16 protein-coding genes are annotated in these 17,884 nt (G+C 61.8%); 6 read left to right on the top strand and 10 right to left on the bottom strand.

From position 1 onward, the window contains the following. Positions 1-6: 6 nt before the first annotated feature. From GGR20_RS16095 to GGR20_RS16060, 8 genes are all read right to left on the bottom strand, one after another. Positions 7-1,200 (bottom strand): hypothetical protein, encoded by a 1,194-nt coding sequence (locus GGR20_RS16095; RefSeq protein WP_183312390.1) that lies wholly within the window; start codon positions 1,198-1,200, stop codon positions 7-9. After that, positions 1,197-2,030, bottom strand: a complete 834-nt coding sequence (locus GGR20_RS16090; protein ID WP_183312389.1) for a carbohydrate ABC transporter permease — start codon at positions 2,028-2,030, stop codon at positions 1,197-1,199. Before GGR20_RS16090 ends, GGR20_RS16095 begins: the two co-directional genes overlap by 4 nt. Next, on the bottom strand, positions 2,027-2,917 hold the full coding sequence (locus GGR20_RS16085) for a carbohydrate ABC transporter permease (RefSeq protein WP_116590619.1): 891 nt from the start codon (positions 2,915-2,917) through the stop codon (positions 2,027-2,029). The genes GGR20_RS16090 and GGR20_RS16085 overlap by 4 nt, the downstream gene beginning before the upstream one ends. A gap of 98 nt (positions 2,918-3,015) precedes the next feature. After that, entirely contained in the window at positions 3,016-4,305 is a 1,290-nt protein-coding gene (locus tag GGR20_RS16080) for an ABC transporter substrate-binding protein (protein WP_183312388.1), read from the bottom strand. After that, complete coding sequence (locus tag GGR20_RS16075; RefSeq protein WP_183312387.1) at positions 4,298-5,584, bottom strand: alkaline ceramidase; 1,287 nt, start codon at positions 5,582-5,584, stop codon at positions 4,298-4,300. Before GGR20_RS16075 ends, GGR20_RS16080 begins: the two co-directional genes overlap by 8 nt. Next, entirely contained in the window at positions 5,581-6,747 is a 1,167-nt protein-coding gene (locus GGR20_RS16070; protein WP_183312386.1) for an N-acetylglucosamine-6-phosphate deacetylase, read from the bottom strand. The genes GGR20_RS16075 and GGR20_RS16070 overlap by 4 nt, the downstream gene beginning before the upstream one ends. Next, positions 6,744-7,487 carry a sugar isomerase domain-containing protein gene (locus GGR20_RS16065; RefSeq protein WP_253560343.1) on the bottom strand — a complete coding sequence of 248 codons (744 nt, stop codon included), beginning with the start codon at positions 7,485-7,487 and terminating at the stop codon, positions 6,744-6,746. The genes GGR20_RS16070 and GGR20_RS16065 overlap by 4 nt, the downstream gene beginning before the upstream one ends. Positions 7,488-7,731: 244 nt before the next feature. Then, complete coding sequence (locus GGR20_RS16060; RefSeq protein ID WP_253560345.1) at positions 7,732-8,748, bottom strand: substrate-binding domain-containing protein; 1,017 nt, start codon at positions 8,746-8,748, stop codon at positions 7,732-7,734. A 189-nt stretch (positions 8,749-8,937) separates the two neighbouring features. Here GGR20_RS16060 and GGR20_RS16055 point away from each other — a divergent pair, with 189 nt between their 5' ends. Next, positions 8,938-9,687 (top strand): glucosamine-6-phosphate deaminase, encoded by a 750-nt coding sequence (locus GGR20_RS16055; protein WP_338084935.1) that lies wholly within the window; start codon positions 8,938-8,940, stop codon positions 9,685-9,687. 704 nt (positions 9,688-10,391) lie between these two features. Here the strand turns inward: GGR20_RS16055 and GGR20_RS16050 are convergent. Both GGR20_RS16050 and GGR20_RS16045 read right to left on the bottom strand, forming a co-directional pair. Continuing rightward, on the bottom strand, positions 10,392-11,801 hold the full coding sequence (locus tag GGR20_RS16050) for a multicopper oxidase domain-containing protein (RefSeq protein WP_183312385.1): 1,410 nt from the start codon (positions 11,799-11,801) through the stop codon (positions 10,392-10,394). A 125-nt stretch (positions 11,802-11,926) separates the two neighbouring features. Further along, positions 11,927-12,298 carry an SHOCT domain-containing protein gene (locus GGR20_RS16045; protein WP_183312384.1) on the bottom strand — a complete coding sequence of 124 codons (372 nt, stop codon included), beginning with the start codon at positions 12,296-12,298 and terminating at the stop codon, positions 11,927-11,929. 241 nt (positions 12,299-12,539) lie between these two features. Here GGR20_RS16045 and GGR20_RS16040 point away from each other — a divergent pair, with 241 nt between their 5' ends. The 5 genes from GGR20_RS16040 (at position 12,540) to GGR20_RS16020 (ending at position 17,828) form a co-directional block, all read left to right on the top strand. Further along, positions 12,540-12,926, top strand: coding sequence for a DUF302 domain-containing protein (locus GGR20_RS16040; protein ID WP_183312383.1), 387 nt, complete (start codon positions 12,540-12,542; stop codon positions 12,924-12,926). Position 12,927: 1 nt separating this feature from the next. Next, complete coding sequence (locus GGR20_RS16035) at positions 12,928-13,602, top strand: TVP38/TMEM64 family protein (protein ID WP_183312382.1); 675 nt, start codon at positions 12,928-12,930, stop codon at positions 13,600-13,602. Beyond that, positions 13,599-14,909 carry an APC family permease gene (locus tag GGR20_RS16030; RefSeq protein ID WP_183312381.1) on the top strand — a complete coding sequence of 437 codons (1,311 nt, stop codon included), beginning with the start codon at positions 13,599-13,601 and terminating at the stop codon, positions 14,907-14,909. Before GGR20_RS16035 ends, GGR20_RS16030 begins: the two co-directional genes overlap by 4 nt. 67 nt (positions 14,910-14,976) lie before the next feature. Further along, on the top strand, positions 14,977-17,310 hold the full coding sequence (locus GGR20_RS16025; protein WP_183312380.1) for a heavy metal translocating P-type ATPase: 2,334 nt from the start codon (positions 14,977-14,979) through the stop codon (positions 17,308-17,310). Between the two features lie 38 nt (positions 17,311-17,348). Continuing rightward, the gene (locus GGR20_RS16020; RefSeq protein WP_183312379.1) at positions 17,349-17,828 is read left to right on the top strand and encodes a DUF411 domain-containing protein; all 480 of its coding nucleotides are present in this window, start codon (positions 17,349-17,351) and stop codon (positions 17,826-17,828) included. The last annotated feature ends 56 nt before the right edge of the window (positions 17,829-17,884 follow it).

The following is a 17,884-nucleotide window of genomic DNA, read 5'->3' as shown; positions in this document are numbered from 1 at the left end:
GTGTCCTCACGCGGTCTGGGCGGCAAGCAGGGAAAGCCCGGTATGGTAGCCGGGATCGAGATCAGGTGTGGCCGGAACGTAGTCGACCGGCCCTCCGGGCGTCCGCCCCTGATAGGCAAAGCCTAGGGAGCCGCGCCAGTAATTGCGGAAAAAGGCGCTGTCTGCAGCGGTCTGAATTCGCTCCAGATCAGCAACCTGCGGCGCGCCATAGGCGCGAGCGAGGGCGGCCGCCCGAATGGTTTCCGGCAGCGGCCACCAAGGGAACCAGGGTTCGAGCAGCTCGCCCGAAGCCGCCGATACTGCCAGTGGCACACCCGGTTCACGGAAGGCGTGGTCGAAAAGCCGGATCAACACGCGTGACAGATGTACTTTGAGCGCGGAGTCCCCCGCCGGACCAAGGTGGTCGAAGGCAAAGCCAACAAACTCGATGCCGTGACCAGCATTGAGCACATCCATGCCGGGCACATTGCGCAGCAATCCGGTGGCATCCAGCCAATGCGCCAGCACCTCTTCAATCATCTCGTCCGCCCAGCGTGCCTGCTCAGCGAGCCCCACGCGTTTGAGCATCCCGGCCGCCCCCAGCAGGATCATGCGGGGCCCGTGATCGTCGGGCTCGGCGGCGATAGCCTCGCGCGAGATCTCGACCTGCTCCCCCATCTGGAAGCGTTTGTCCGCAATCGCAGCACGAATCTGATGAAAGAAATCGATATGCCGAGGCAGGTCCGCAGGCGCAAATCGCGCCGCCGCCGCAATCAGTCCCTTGGCGAAAAAAATATCGGAATAGCTGTATAAGTCGGCGTTCATGGACTGCGGGACCGCCCCACCCATATTGTCCTTGCGAACGGGTCTGAGGTCTCGGTCGTAAAGGAAGTAGCCGTGCCCATGCTTAGCCTGTAGGTCACAAAGAGCCGCGTACAGCGGCATTGCAAAAGCATCGAGCCGAAGTGTCAGCTCCGGCGCAATCTGCTCATAATGGGCAGCAAAAGTCACAAGGGCTTCCAGGCCCCTGCCCTGTATCCAGCCACAGATCCAGTCTGGACCGCGCAGGCCGTCAACCGCGGTATAGTCTTGTCCGGTGACTGGATTGACCCGCGTGTTGATGAACACGCCCATCACCGGTGGCCGCTCCAACAGCCAATTGAGGGTTATCCGGTTGGCCGCATCATAGCGTTGCGCGGCATCCGCGAGAACTCGGGTCATTCCTTCATCCCTGTGGACGCTACGCCCTGTACGAAATTGCGGCGCAGGATGACGAAGGCCACCACCGACGGAACAAGTACGCAGGCTGACGCCGCCGACAATTTGCCAAGGTCGACGGTGTAGCCCGTCGAAAACAGGGCGAGACCCACCTCGATCGTGTAAGCCGCTCGTCGCGTGGCGACGATCATTGGCCAGGCAAAGCTGGTCCATGCCTGGAAAAAGGCAAGGACAGCCAGCGCCGCCAGCGGCCCGCGCAGCAGGGGCAGCACGATATGCCAATAGATCCAAAGCTCTCCGGCGCCGTCGATCCGTGCGGCCTCGATCAACTCATCGGGAATGGAGGCAAGGACATTCTGGCGGATTAGGAAGATACCAAAGCTCATCACTAGATAGCCAATCAGCAACCCTTGATTGGTGTTGAGCATGCCCAGGTCCTTCACCTGGAAATACAGCGGGATCATGTAGACTTCGAACGGCACGATTGCCGTGGCGAGGAATAGCGCGAAGACCACGTTGATGGACCGAAAAGGAAACTTGGCGATCACATAGCCCGCGATCGACGACGTAAGGACGATGGCAATCGTCGACATGATCGCAAAGCTAAGCGAGTTCCAGATCCAGAGCAGGAGCGGGGTTTCGCCCAGCACTGATCGAAAATTGTCCAGCGTGGGATTGGCAGGAATGAAGGTTGGCGGCCAAGCTACCATTTCAGCAGGAGACTTGAATGCGTTGGCCACCAGCATCAGCAGCGGCGCCAGCATCAAAAGGCCGAACAGGACCAGACCAACATCGATCATGAAGTCGGTAGCTTTTCTCTGGTTGCGGGTCATTTGCTGTTACCTTTCTCGCGCAACAGTGCGAACTGGGCGCCCGTCAGTATCAGCACGATGAGCAGCAGAACCATGGCTTCTGCCGCGGCATAGCCTACGCGATAGTTGCGGAAAGCATTCTCGAGCATGTCGAGGACAAGGACGCGCACCTGCCGGCCCGGCGCGCCCTGACTATCGGAGGCCAAGACGAAAGCTTGCGCATAAACGTTGAATCCCGAAACCAACGTCACCACGGACACGTAGAGCGTTATCGGCTTCAGCAGGGGAATAGAGAGGAAGCGGAAAGCCTGGATGCCACTCGCACCGTCCAGTCGCGCTGCCTCGTAGACCGATGTCGGCAAATTTCGAAAACCGACAAGATAGATCAACACTGCGTAACCCAGGGCCTGCCAGCTACAAAGCACAATAATGGAAAACAGTGCCAGGTTCGGGTCAAAGAGCCAGGACTGGGGGCTGCCGCCAAGACTGACAATCAAGGCATTTAGCGGCCCGAGCTTGGCGTCAAATATCCACTTCCAAGCCATAGCCGCCGGCACCAGCGAAACCACATGCGGAATGAAAACCGACGTCTCGTAAAAGCCTGCAAACCGCGACCTTGTTCGATAGTGGATGAGTCCGGCGAGAACCATCGCCGTCGGGATGGTCAGCAGCATCACGCCAAATGCAATGATGGCAGTGTTGACCAGCGCTGTCAGGAAGAGCGAATCCCCAAACAGTTCGACAAAATTGGCCAGTCCGATGAAGGGTCGATTGGTGCCGATGAGATCCCAGTCGCGGACCGACAGGTTCATGGTTTGCACAATTGGCCCCATTCGCACCCACGCAAATATCGCAAAGGTAGGAAGCAGTGCGAGGATGGCGAAACGGAAGCGGCGGCGTCTGAGCATGGGCGCGGGCCTTCGGTGACAGCTTGGGAGGCTTGTGGGACCTGAGATCGGAACCGGGGGCGGACTGGCCGCGCCCGGCTCCAATCGTATAGGTAGGACTACTCAGCCAGAAGACCTTCGCGCTTGAGGATCGCGTTGGTTTCTTCGGCGGCCGATTCCAGGAAGGCCATGATGGCCGCGTCGTCGCCCTGCATGGCAGGGTTGGCGAAGGCTTCGGTCAACTTGGCAGCCAGACGTGTCTGGAGATCCTCAATCACCGCAATCGAGGGCACGGTAAAGAAAGTGTAGTCTTCCGGATAGTCGACGAAAGCACTGAAGGCCTCGATTTCGTCGGTCACGCTCGAGAAGTCCACACCCGTCCGGTTGGGGAGCCAGCCAACATTTTCTAGCAACCAGACTAGGTTTTCCGGCTCGTTGGCGGCCTTGGCGAAGTCCCAGGCAGCTTGCATGTCCTCGGTGCTGCCATCGCCGGCAACGTAGAGATTGACGGGCAAGGCGATCGAACCGACGGGCAACGGCGCTGTAGCATATTCAAGGTCGGGTGCCTTTGCCGCAATGTCACCGATCACCCAACTTTCGCGGATGAACATTGCGGTCTGCTCGCGTTCAAACGCCTCAGCATCCGACGGCATTTCGATCGTTACAGTCTTCTTGTCGTAGATATTGTCGAGATACTGGCCGAGCGCTTTTACGCCGGCCTCGTTGGCATAGCCTGCGCGCCATTTGCCCGGGCTGACCTCGTCGATCAGTGTGCCACCATGGTTGAACAGGATCAGCCACCATTTTTCGGCAATGCCCTGGCTGCCGCCCGACAGACGCAGCGACCAGCCCGAAACCACCGGATTGCCGTTCTCATCACGCTGCGTCAGCTTTTCCGCATAATCAGTATACTCATCCATTGTCTTGGGCGCACCTTCGAGGCCCGCCTCGGCAAACATGCGCGTATTGTAGAATAGGGCACCCTGGCCGCGGAATAGTGGCACACCGTATACGGTGTCATCATAGCTGGCGGCATCAACGAAGAACTGGCCGAAATTGGCCGGATCAGAGACAAATTCGGAAATGTCAGCTGGGGCTGCCGGCATGAGGCCAGCCTGGACATAACGACCCGCTGTAGAGGTCGAAAGCTCAATGACTGACGCCCCTTCCAGACCAGAGCTGAGGCCCAGGGCAACACGGCGTTCATGCTCGCGCAGCGTGATCGGCTCGACGTTGACCGTGAGATTGGGATAATCGCCCTTCATGCTTTCGGCGACGCGTTCATAGAAGGGCGTCATTTCGGGGTAGCCCGAAAGGATAGAAATTTCTTGAGCCACGGTCGGCAGCGTGAACGCGGCAAGTGCAGTGGCACCGCAGAGCGCCGAGCGAAGTGAGGCAAGCTTAGTCATGGCAGTCTCCCTTTGTTATGTCGTCGTGATGTTGTCCGCCTGCCGCATGGAAAACGGCTTTGGCCAGCCTCTCGGCCGAGCGGGGCGCCAAGCCAGCCGGAAGCCCATAAAACCTGTGGGCCTCCGTGACCTCGTAGCCGCCGAAGGCGAATTCGCTTTCGGGCGGAATGTAGCCAGGATTGTCGTCGGCATAGCCCAGGATGAAAAGCGGTCCCGGACCATCAGCAGCCACGGCCCGACGCAGGGACAGGGCCGTTTCCGCAAAGATTTCTCCCGGCATGGCCAGTATGCGGGCCCCACCCCAGGAGGCGGTGGTTACGCGCTCCGCGATGGGCGCCGGAGCCTGCTGTGCCCTTCGGTCTGCCCAGTCGCTCCAGATATCGAGCAACCTTGCCCGGTTTGGTGGTGCGCTTTGACGCTCGGTTTTCCAGGCCGCCAAAAGTGCCGGCACGTCTTCGTCGTCCGCAAATTCCAGCAGAACATCGGACTGCGCGGCCTTGATTGTCTCTCCCAGGCTCCGCAGGGGAGCCGCGAGCGCGGCATCGGCAATTGCCTGGCCAATGCGCTCGGCTTCGGCAAAGCTTCTGGCAGGATTGCTAACCGGATCGAGGGAGGCGGCGGCGGAGTGCCCCGTATTGACGTCGCCTGCGCAGCCGGTGGCAAAGAGCGCAACGGCACCGGGCAGAGCCGCTTCCAGGCAGATCCTGACATAATGCGGATAGTCTGCTGTCCACAGCAGGTTGTCTGACGACAGGACTACGGGATGGCAGGCATAGGAGATCAGAACAGCCATGGCTGATCCATCAGCGCGGTTAAGCCGCAGGACCGGCACGCCGGTATCGACTGGGCCATTTGGGTGGCGACGATTGCGGGCAATTCCGGGCTCCGGCCCGACCCCACCCTGCAGCGTTACCGGCTCTGCGGTGCTGGCGGCGCTGCGCAAGGCAGTCACAAACGCTTCTTCCAGGCCGGCCAAGAAGGATGGGTCCGTTTCCCCCGAAAGGCGGCCCGGCATGCTGAGCGGTCCACCATGGGTGTGGGTCGCCGCCAAAGTCACCCGCTCCGGGGGTAGGCCACTGGCCTGACGCACCCGATTAGACAAGGCCGCGTCAATGCCGATGACGTCGGCCACGGCGATGGCGGTGTCACCAATAACCAGCGCCCGGACGGTCAGTGGATCATGCGCGCCTGTAGCGGGGGGAATTCGCGCGGCAAAACCGCACATCTCCAACCCCGCAGGCGGCGTAATGTCCACAACCGACACACCGGCCCGGATCATGCGCCCCCTCCCCCGGCATCGAACACAATCTCTCCGGCTAGCACGGTCTGGCGCAAGGCAAGGCCGTCATCGCCCTCTGCCCAGTCGAACAGGATAAGGTCGGCGCGGGCACCGGGCTCGAGACCACCGGAGAGGCCAATCGCCTCGGCGGCGCGCGTACTGGCCATGGCGAGGCACTCGGACAATGGAAACCCGGACATCTTAGCCGCACGTGCCACGCAGGTGCGCAGGGCATCGCCGGAGCCTGCCAGAAACGACGTGCCCGCCAGGGCTATCCGGCCCGACGGCAAGATTTCTACATCGCCACCGACGGGCGTGTGGTACTTTCCGGGCGGCAATCCAGCGAGGGCCACGGCATCGGAAACCAGGATCGATCTCGCGGCCCCCTTTGCCCTGAGCATAGCTTTCGCTGTGTCAGCGGGCAGGTGATGGCCGTCAGTGATGAATGAGGCGGTCAGGCGGTCGTCCGCCAGTTGCGCCCACACCATGTTCGGGTGTCGGGGCAACTGGCCGGCACTGCCATTGCCCAGATGGGTCGACAGCTTGGCGCCGGCGTCCGCCGCCTGATGAATTTGTTCTGCCGATGCAGAACTATGGCCCAGCGAAACACGGATGCCAGCCGCCACAATGGCCTCAGTGGCCGCGATCGCCCCGGGCACTTCCGGGGCGAGTGTAACGATACGGATCAGGCCGTTGGCGGCGGCCTGCCAACGCATGACCTCTGCGGCGTCGGCATCGCGAATGCACGCCAGCCGATGTGCGCCGCGCGGCCCATCCTGCGGCGAGAGAAATGGACCTTCCACATGAATTCCGGCCACCATTCGGGCCGCGAGTGGGCTGTCTGCAACCGCTGCAGCAATAGCCTCAACGGCGGCCAGGATTTCTTGCTCGGAAGCGGTAATGACCGTGGGCAGGAAACGCGTCACGCCCTCTGCTGCCAATCGGCTGCACAGGGCAGTGACAGTGGCAGGCTCAAGAGCGCCATCATTGAGATCTAGGCCGCCGAATCCATTGACCTGCAAATCCACGAGGCCCGGGGCAAGCCAAGCCATGCCCGGCTGGACCGGAACGGACATGACATCCCGAACGATTCCGTCCTGGACACTCACGCGCAACGCATTCCCAGTAACTGGATCGCGCCCGGAAAAGGTGAGAACGCTCATAGCCAGCGCACCCTGCCCCGGAACTGCGCGATAAAACGGGCGTTAGCTTCGTCTCCACCGGGGGCATTGCCTGATCGCCAGACCGGGGGCTCAATGCCCTGTTCGGCCAAAAGACCGACAGTGTGGATGACCAGGGCGTTGAGCGCAAAGGCGTTGGCGAAGGTGGAGATCGCCGCAATGTTCTGGGTCACGCCGGGCACCTTGACCACCGCATCTCCGATCGGGACCTTGGTGTCGACGGCGTAATCCACAATGTCGAGCAGGTTCTGCTTGGTGGGGTGGCGGGCAGGATGATCGGATGATGTGCCTTGAGCATGCGCGCGGGACGAAAATCCGATCACCGTGGCGTCGCGTGCCTTCGCTTCCAGCGCTGCGTCGATCAGCGCCGCATTGATCCCGTAGGCATTGACCAGAATGAGAACGTCGTCGGAGCCCAGATCCTGATCGCGTATGACGATCCGACCGATACCGGGCGTGCGCTCAATCGCCATGGAGCGCAGGGCGCCATTAGACAGCAATGTGCCTTCATCAAGGATGGCAGACACATGCATCAGACCCCCGGCGCGGAAAAATAGTTCCTGACTGGCAAGGTTGGAGTGGCCACCTGGGCCATAAACATGCACTAGGCGATCTGCGCCTACCTGCTGAGCAATCACGGCTGCTGCCGCCTCGATCGCGGGCGTTTCCTCGGCCTCAATCCGCTCCATGATCGCGGTGGCCGCGGCCAGATAGCCGCTCACCAGCTCGCGCCTTCCCCTCGATGCCCCCCCTGCCATCACATCACCCTCCGTCGCATAACAAGGTGTCCCAGCCAGCAACCAATCGGGCTCCTGGGGGTGGTGGCGTGCCGGCCCCTACTCCTGCACGCCTCCGCCAATTTGCCTCATAAGGAGTACATGCAATCGGTTGCATGTCAACACAGCTTGGTGGTGGTATCTTTGACCGAGGAAACTTGCCGGTCGAGTTTTGCTGTCGAAGAGGGTGCTAGGAGACGATGCGCGGGCTTTTGTCTGGCGCTGGTCCGGTTGTACTACGGAGAACCAGATCGGAGGTCAGGAAATGACGTTCGGGAACGCTGTCAGGTGCTGTAATGCGTTCGACCATTAGCCGGAAGGCCGCCGCACCGGTTTCCTCGGCCCGGGTGGTGATGGACGTCAGCGCCGGGTGGGTCATGTCGCCCAGAATGTCGTCGCATCCGATGAGTGAATACTGGCGAGGGACCTCCACCCCGCGGGCATGGAGTCCAGCCAGGATGCCTTGGGCGAGGATGTCGTCAAAGGCGATTGCAGCCGTGGTATCAGAGCTGACGATTTCGTCCGTCATGTTTAGTCCGGCATGGAAACTGGCTTTGCCGGCAGGTAGCAGCACAAGTTCAGCGCCTGCGGTGTTCACCGCCTCCCGCACGGCTTCAAGTCGGACGGTATTGGACCAACTGCTTTCGGGCCCCCCCACATAAGCGATCCGACGATGTCCGAGGCCGGTCAGGTGTCGGACGGCCTCGCCGAAACCGCGAGTATAGTCGACCAGCACCCGGGGTAGTCCTTCGAGGTCGCGATTGACGAGGATTACCGGCCCCATACGGGCAAAGTCCTCAACTCTGTCCGAGTCAAGGCGCGAGGCAACGAGAATGGTCCCCTCAACCTGACTGACAAACCGCGACAACAACCGCTCTTCGTCACGCGGGTTTTCGTCTGCATTACCGATGAAAATGCAATAGCCGGCGCGATCGGCCTCCCGCTGAACCCCCATGATCAGGCGTGGAATGAAAGGGTTGGTGAGGTCGTGCACAACTAATGCCAAATTGGCTGCACGTCCTGTCGAGAGCGCTCTGGCAAGCCGGTTGGGCGAATAGCCCATCCGCTCGGCGACAGCCAGAACGTGTTCTGTTGTTTCCGGGCGGATCATCTGCGGCCGAGTAAATGCCCGGGACACAGTCGAGCGATCGACCCCTGCCGCTTCCGCCACCTCTCGGATGGTTACGCGACCGCGCTTGTTGTCCACCAGCCTGCCCCCTATCCAAGCCTTCCCGTAACATTGCCGGCGGAATTGTCAACGGCGACACCTTCTGGGGTACCCAAAGCATGGTCACCTACAAATCAGACAAACATTCATTTGCATCTTCGCTATGCAACCGGTTGCGTAACTCTACAAACATGCTTACGTTTATCAAAATCTTTGGGGAGAGACATTGTGCGGATCCACATTCATGACAGCACCGAAAGCATGGCTCAATCCGCGGCAGCGGAGGGAATCGCGACTATTCAGGCCGCTTTGGCAGAAAGGGGCGAAGCAAACGTGATTCTGGCCACCGGGGCCAGCCAGTTTGGCGTGCTCGAAGTGCTGGTGAAGTCGGATATCGACTTCAGCAAAATCAGAGCCTTCCATCTGGATGAGTATATCGGTCTGCCGTTGAGCCACCCAGCCAGCTTCCGTCGCTATCTGACTGAGCGGGTCATCGCCAAGGTGCCGGCTTTCAAAGAATTTACGCTAATTGACGGCGAAGCCGCCGATATCGATGCCGAAATAGCGCGCGTCTCGGCGCTTATTGCGCAAAGCCCAATTGATGTCTGCTTCGCGGGTATCGGCGAAAACGGTCACCTGGCCTTCAACGATCCTCCAGCCGACTTCGAGACGGAAGCGCCCTACATCAATGTCGAGCTGGATGCGGCCTGTCGCCAGCAGCAGTACGGCGAAGGTTGGTTCGAAAGCCTGGATGCGGTGCCGCGCCGCGCCGTATCGATGTCGGTGCGGCAAATCCTGAAGTCCAAATCCATTATCTTGACGGTGCCCGACGCGCGCAAGGCGGAGGCCGTCGCGCGTTGCCTGGAAGGCCCCGTCGACATCATGGCCCCAGCGTCTATCGTTCAAACCCACGCTTCCACGTCTGTGCATTTGGACAAAGCGGCCGCGTCAAAGCTCAAAAATACCGCTCCAACGTGACATGAGATAAGGCTTCAATGAGGCCGGCTGGAACAGAGCGTGCCCGCTCGGCGGACGGATTCCCTGACCATGCCGCCACATTCACGAGGCGATCACTGCCGATCTTCAATCGGAGGAGTGACTGCGACACCTTCGAGAAGATCTTCCGCCAATTGATCGAGCTCGCCAGCAGCCTCGATGAAAGCAGAAGGTTGCGACGAAGATGGGCTCAATGAGGGTGTTATCAGCGGTCTCAGTCCGCGTACCACGCTTACACTCTCATTGCCTCGCGGCACTCAGCCAGCGCACCCATTGGCTACGCCTCCTGCATGTTCGGTCTCTGTTTCGCTCGATAGCGATGGAACCAAGGCTCGCAGTTTTTGGCGGCGTCGAGAGTCAGACCATTGGAAAGGCGAGGAAAATTTCAACCGAACCGGATTCGGCGCGGTTCGCCCGACCAGAGACGAGAGGCCACTCAGAGACGGAAATCGCTCTGCGTCCGCGTCTCAGCGGTTCGCCCCACCCGGCGAACCCCTTTGAAAACGGGAGAAATATCGGCTCGGACGGGCGGCCTAAACGAGTTCGAAAGGGTGATAGTGGCGGAGGGGATGGGCCTGACGTCGAACCTTCTCCACACTAACTTATTGAAATATAATAAATCTCAACTCATCTTCCGAACAAAGCCGCTGCATCGGTCGACCACGACTGCTGATGCGGAGCAGGCGTCAGGTGACAGTGAACTGCCCCATCATGCCCGCATCCTCATGTTCGAGGATGTGGCAGTGAAACATGAACGGTGTCTCGCGGCTGGCGGGCTGGTCGAACCGGGCGAGGATCTCGGCCTCGCCAGGTACCAGCACAGTGTCTTTCCAGCCGGTGTTCTCGGGCCGCGGGGGGCCGCCGTTCTCGGTAATCACCCGAAAGCGGACGCCGTGGACGTGGAACGGATGCGCGACCATGGTGCTGCGGATCTGCCAGCGTTCGACCGATCCGAGCGCGACTTCGAAATCGATCCGCCGCATGTCAAAGGGACGCCCGTTGATGGCAAAGCCACCGCCGCCCATCATCATGCCCCCCATGCCCATGTCGAGCGAGACCTGCCGCGTCACGGCTTCGGCTCCGGACAAGTCCTCGGGCGCACCGTCCAACTGGTCTGGCAGGTGGGTTATCCGTGCGGACAGCGTGGAGTCGGTGGCGAACTGAAGGACGCCATAGGCCTGGCCCGGATCGCTCATCAGCACCGGCGCGCCACCCGACGAGAAATCGACAAGCACTTCGGCCCGTTCTCCGGGTGAAAGACGCAGCGCATCCAGGGCAACTGGAGCAGGCAGAAAGCCGCCGTCCGTCGCCACCAGGTGCATGGGCCGCGTGTCGTCCATGAACAGCGTGTAGATCCGTGCATTCGAGCCGTTGAGCAGGCGCAGGCGGACAATCCCCTCAGGCACGACCGCAGTCGCGCCGGCCTGACCATTGATAAGCATCCGGTTTCCGGCAAACCCATGCATGATGTCCATCATGGATGGGTCATAGATCATGCGTCCGGAGCGATCGAACCGACGATCCTGCAAAACAAGCGTCAGATCATCGATCCCATATGTTGAAGGCAGGCCACGGGCGTCATCCTGCCCGTCGGTCAGATGGATGACTCCGGCCAGCCCGAAATAGACCTGTTCGGGAATTCGTCCGTGCATGTGCGTATGATACCAGACGGTTGCCGGGTCCTGCGCGATGGTCAGGTCCGGGGTCCATGACGCACCTGGTTCTATCGCTTGTTGTGGTCCGCCATCATGCTCTCCGGGCACCAGAAGGCCATGCCAATGCGTTGTGATGGCTTCATCAAGGTTATTCTGAACTTCGGCGGCCAGATCGCCGTTTTGCATCACAACGGTCGGCCCCAGATAGCCCTGATTATATCCGGCGGTGGGTGTGCTGGCGCCACCGCCAAAGGCGGTGCTCCCCGGCGTTGCCGTCAGCGCCACTCGCCCCGTCTCCCGCGTATCGAGAAGCGGTGGCATGGCAAGGCGCGTTCGCGGTGTCTGTCCCTGCGCGAAGGCATGCCGGACGGACGATTGGGAAAGGACGCCAGCGGTCAGGATCGCTGCGGAGGTCGAAGTCAGGAAGTGGCGTCTTTTCATTTTATTCTTTCGGGGTCTTGGCTGGCAAACCCATTTGTGGCGGCCGAGGGTTCCTTGGCGCGCCAAGTTGCATCAGGAGGCCGAGGACCGTGGGCCGTGATTGCCTGCGCTCGACGCGCCTCAGATTACTCTTCCAGCAGCTTTTTGCGTTCAGTGAACTCGGTCGAGTCGATTTCGCCCTTGGCGTAGCGCTCTTTCAAAAGCGTCATGGCACGATCATGTGTGGCATGGCCGCCGACGGCGGGCCCGGCTGCGCCGAACAGGCGCAGGAGATAGATGATCCCAGCAACGATCCCGACCACGATCAGGATCATGAAGATCGGTCCAAGTACCATTCCAAAGCCCCCCCATTGGCTGCCACCCCACATCATGTCATGACCATAATATAAGCGGCCGTCGCGCCCGGGGATTTCTCCCACCTGTGCCATCACTGACGTTGCGGCAAAGCAGAGTGCACTTGCCGTAGTCGGGGCAATTGCCCAATTCCGGAGTTTCATCTCGTCACACCTCTCGCATGGCAGTGGATTCCGCCATCTCTGGACAACTATAAATCTGGAAAGCGGTGCGCAGACCATGATCCATGACAAGACGGCAGCGCAAAAACATTCTAGCATGCAACGAAGCTGCGCGCGAGTTGACGGTAGAACGAATGCTCTGATTTTGCTTCGCAAGGCCGATTTCCGTGCCAATTTGCCAAGTCAGCAGCTTCGAACCCCAAAATACAAGGATTGCAGTTCAATGGCTTACACGATCAATCGAATGATCTCTGGCTCGGGGATCGACGATGTCGACGCTCGGGCGCGAAAGGCGCTGGCCGATCACGGCTTCGGCGTTCTGACCGAGATCGACGTCAAGGCGACGATGAAGAAGAAGCTAGATGTCGAGATGCCCGCCTACCGCATCCTCGGCGCCTGCAACCCGAAGATGGCGCATCAGGCGATCGGGATCGAACCGCGTGTGGGCGCGATGCTGCCCTGCAACGTCATCCTGCGCGAGGTCGACGGTGGCGTGGAAGTCAGCGCCATCGATCCTGTGGCGTCGATGCAGGCGATTGAGAACGCCGAACTGACGGCCGTGGCGGGCGAGGTGCGCGACCTCTTGGCGAAGGCCGTCGCGGCGGTCTGAGATGAGCCTGCGCGTCACCATTCTCGCGGGCCTTGCGATCCTCGGCATCGGACTGCTCGCTGTCTGGCAGTTCGCGCCTTCGGTGTTCGCCGAGGCGCGCAGCCTCCTGGAGCCCGAGCGTCTGGAAACGCTGGTGGCGCGTGCGGGTCTCTGGGGGCCGGTCCTGATCGTCACGCTTATGACCATCGCGGTCGTGGCCAGCCCAATCCCGAGCGCGCCGATCGCACTGGCGGCCGGAGCGGCCTACGGACATCTCTGGGGAACCGTGCAGGTTGTCATCGGCGCCGAGCTCGGGGCGCTGATCGCCTTCGGTCTCGCACGGGTTCTGGGGCATGATGTCTTGCGGCGGGTGTTCGGTGATCGCGTCGATGCCGGGCTTCTCGGCTCGCAGACCGCGTTGACAGCGACGGTTTTTGCCAGCCGCCTGATGCCCTTCGTGTCCTTCGACATGATCAGCTACGCGGCCGGACTGAGCCGATTGCACGCCTGGCGTTTCGCCTTGGCAACTCTGGCGGGGATCATACCGGCAAGCTTCCTGCTGGCCCATTTCGGCGGTGAGGCGGTTAGCGGAGACCTCGGCCGCGCGACATGGGCGGTGCTGGGACTCGGGCTTGTGACGGGGCTGCCGCTGCTCTGGGTGGCGCTGCGGCAAAAGCCTGAAAAGGAAAATCCATGACGAAAAGCGATTACGATAAGAACAGCATTACTCTCCCGGGTGCTGTGGCCATGGGAACCGGCGTAATGATCGGCGCGGGCATCTTCGCCTTGACCGGCCAGATCGCCGAGCTTGCCGGGCCGCTCTTCCCGCTCTCGTTCATCGTGGGCGCCATCGTGACCGCGTTCAGCGCCTACACCTATATCAAGATGTCGAACGCATACCCGTCTGCGGGCGGCATCGGGATGATCCTGAAGAAAGCCTACGGACCGACGACGGTCGCGGCGGGCGCAGCTCTCCTGATGGCGCTGTCGATGGTCATCAACGAAAGCCTCGTCGCTCGCACCTTCGGAACCTACACCCTGCGAGCCTTCGGCGGCGATCCGGACAGCATTCTCGTGCCGGTCCTCGGCGTGGGGCTGATCGTCTTCGCCTATCTCGTGAACGTCTCTGGCAACCGGTCAGTCGGGCTGCTGTCTATTATCATGGCCATTCTCAAGGTGGGCGGCATTGCGCTGTTCGGGGCGGCCGGTCTGTGGGCCAGCGGCATCTCGTTCGAAGCGTCGGGCGGAGATTTTCGTGCGGGTGGGTTCGTGGCATCGGTCGCGCTGTCCATTCTCGCCTTCAAGGGGTTCACGACCATCACCAACAGCGGCGCCGAGGTGACCAATCCGCATCGGAACGTGGGCCGGGCCATAGTCCTGTCCATCGCCATCTGCGTCGTCGTCTACCTGCTGGTCGCATTCGCGGTCGGCTCCAGCCTGCCGCTCGATCGCATCGTGGCGGCGAAGGACTACGCGCTGGCTGAAGCGGCCCAACCAGCCCTCGGGCAAACCGGCTTCTACCTGACGGTGGCGCTGGCGCTGGTGGCAACTGCCTCGGGCCTGATCGCCAGCGTGTTTGCCGTCTCGCGGATGCTGGCGATGCTGACGGACATGAAGATGATCCCGCACAGCCATTTCGGGATGCCAGGCACGATCAAGGACCACACACTCGTCTACACCGTCGTGATCGCAGGCTTCCTGACGGTCTTCTTCGACCTCAGCCGCATCGCCTCGCTCGGGGCCTTCTTCTATCTGGTGATGGACATGATCATCCACTTCGGCGTGTTCCGGCATCTGCGCGAAGAAATCGGCGCTCGGGGCTGGGTGTTGCTGACGGCAATCGCACTTGATGCCGTGGTGCTGGCCGCCTTCGCCGCGATGAAATGGCAGTCCGACCCCTTGATCGTCGTCCTGGGTGCGATCGGCATGGCGCTGGTGTTCCTGTTCGTCGGAATCTTCCTCGCACGGAATCCCGCCCTGGAAGGCGCTCACGACCACCATTGAAAAGAGCTTGAGCTTCCAACGGCTGGAAGCGGCAAGCTGAAACAAGAGATCGAAAGGCTGGCAGACTATGGAGCACGATCACCATCACGCGGCGCCCGACATTCCGGCGGGGGCGAATACCGCAAAGGACCCGGTCTGCGGGATGACGGTCGCGGTCAAGCCGGACGGGCGTCACGCCGAGTTCCAGGGCGAGACCTTTCATTTCTGCTCGGAGAAGTGCCAGACGAAGTTCAATGCCGATCCCTGGTTCTACGCCTCGGGCCGGGCGGCCGGGCAGAAGAAGGCTGCTCCGGCCAACGTCCAGTACACCTGCCCGATGCATCCCGAAATCGTTCGCGATGCACCGGGGTCCTGCCCGATCTGCGGCATGGCACTGGAGCCGATGGTGCCCTCGGATGAGCCGAGCGAGGAGCTGACCGACTTCACGCGTCGGATGTGGATTTCGGCGGCGGCGGCGGTGCCGCTCATCATCCTGACGATGGGTGAACTGGTCGCGCTGCCAGTGCGCGAGTGGATCGGGCATCAGACCGCAAGTTATCTCGAGTTCGTGCTGGCAACGCCGATCATCCTTTGGGCCGCCTTGCCTTTCTTCCGACGCGGCTGGGACTCCATTGTGAACCGCAGCCCAAACATGTGGACGCTGATCAGCATCGGCGTGGCGGCGGCCTACCTTTACTCGCTCGTCGCGACGTTCCTGCCGGGGGTGTTTCCGGAACAGTACCGGATGGGCCACGGCGTCGGCACCTATTTCGAGGCGGCGGTGGTGATCGTCGCGTTGGTCTTCGTGGGCCAGGTGCTGGAACTCCGAGCGCGAGAACGCACCGGGGATGCGATCCGCGCGCTTCTGGATCTGGCGCCGAAGACCGCGCGGCGCATCCTGCCGGACGGCACTGAATACGATGCGCCGCTGGAGAACATCATGGAGGGCGACCGGCTGCGGGTCCGTCCCGGCGACGCCGTTCCGGTCGACGGCACGGTGATCGAGGGCCGCTCGTCGCTGGACGAAAGCATGCTGACCGGCGAGTCAATGCCGGTGGAAAAGGGACCGGGGGATGAGGTGACCGGCGCCACGATCAACAAGAACGGCTCTCTGGTCATGGAGGCAGGCAAGGTCGGGTCCGATACCGTGCTGGCGCAGATCGTGGCGATGGTGTCGAACGCGCGGCGGTCCCGCGCGCCGATCCAGGGGCTGGCCGACCGGGTGTCGGCGGTATTCGTGCCGACGGTGGTGGTCATCGCCATCGTCGCCTTCGTGGTCTGGATGATCTTCGGCCCGGAGCCCGCGCTGGTCTTCGCAATCGCCTCGGCCGTGTCGGTCCTCATCATCGCCTGCCCCTGCGCGCTGGGGCTGGCGACACCGATCTCCATCACCACGGCGGCGGGGCGCGGCGCACAGGCGGGCGTGCTGATCAAGGACGCCGAGGCGCTGGAGCGAATGGCAGGAGTCGATACGCTCATCGTCGACAAGACCGGCACGCTGACCATGGGCAAGCCGAAGCTGACCGATACGGTTGCGCTCGGGGACGTCACCGAGACCGACCTGTTGTCGCTGGCCGCAGCGCTGGAGCGTGGCTCGGAACACCCGCTGGCTGAGGCGATTGTCGAGGGAGCCGAGGCGCAGGGTGCGCCGCGTCAGGAGGCCACGGACTTCGACGCCGTCACTGGCAAGGGCGTACAGGGCCGGGTCGGTGGGCGCGCGGTGGCGCTAGGCAACGCGGCGATGATGCGGGAGATGGGGCTCGACACCGCGCAGGCCGAGTCAAAGGCCGACACCCTGCGCGCCGAGGGCAAGACGGCGATGTTCGTCGCGCTTGACGGCGCGCTCGTCGGCATCGTGGCGGTCGCCGACCCGATCAAGGAGAGTACCGCGCAGGCCATTCGGGAACTTCATGCCCAAGGGCTAAGGGTGATCATGGCGACCGGCGACAACGAACGCACGGCGCAGGCGGTGGCGGGCAAGCTCGGCATCGACGAGGTACGCGCAGGCATCCTGCCCGAGGCCAAGAAGGACCTGATCGACCAGTTGCGCCGCGACGGCCACAAGATCGCCATGGCGGGCGACGGGGTAAACGACGCGCCCGCGCTGGCCGCCGCCGATGTCGGCATCGCCATGGGCACCGGGGCCGATGTTGCGATGGAAAGCGCTGGCATTACTTTGTTAGGCGGCGACTTGATGGGCATCGTGCGGGCGCGCAAGCTGGCCCGCGCCACCCTGCGCAACATCAAGCAGAACCTGTTCTTCGCCTTCGCCTACAACGCCCTTGGCGTCCCCATCGCGGCCGGGCTGCTCTACCCCGTCACCGGCCTGCTGCTCTCGCCGATGATCGCCGCGGCGGCGATGAGCCTGTCGTCGGTCTCTGTAATCACCAATGCCCTACGGCTCAGGCGGGTCGATCTCTGACCTGTCAGTCCGCCCATCAATCTCGAAAGGAAGATGAGATGAACCAAGACACTTTTTCCCGCCGCACGCTTCTGGTCGGCGCAGCTGCGCTGGTGGCTGCGTCGCCCTTGAGGGCTCTGGCGCAAGGCGCCGGACCGGCGATCCACGTGATGAAGGACCCCAACTGCGGCTGCTGCTCGGCCTGGATCGATATCCTCGAAAACGATGGCTTCGTCGTCACGACGGAGGCGAGCGCCGGAACGCTTCTGATGCGCTACAAGTTCGACAGCGGCATCCCGCAGGAGATGGCTTCCTGCCATACGGGTCGCGTGGATGGCTACATGATCGAGGGCCACGTGCCTGTTGCCGACATTCGCCGTCTGCTGGAGGAACACCCTGACGCTATTGGCCTCGCAGTGCCGGGCATGCCCTATGGTTCGCCCGGGATGGGGCCGGAAAGCGAGCGCGAAGCCTACGACGTGTTCCTCATCCGAGGCGATGGATCGACCGAAGTCTTCACCAGCTACGCTGCCGCGTGACTTTGAAGCTGGACATGCACCCGCTCTGATCAGGGACGAGAATACAGGCGCGCCTG

Origin of the sequence: Devosia subaequoris, from assembly GCF_014197055.1 — a bacterium.
GTDB lineage: Bacteria > Pseudomonadota > Alphaproteobacteria > Rhizobiales > Devosiaceae > Devosia > Devosia subaequoris.
This window is presented reverse-complemented; position numbering and strand designations above follow the sequence as displayed.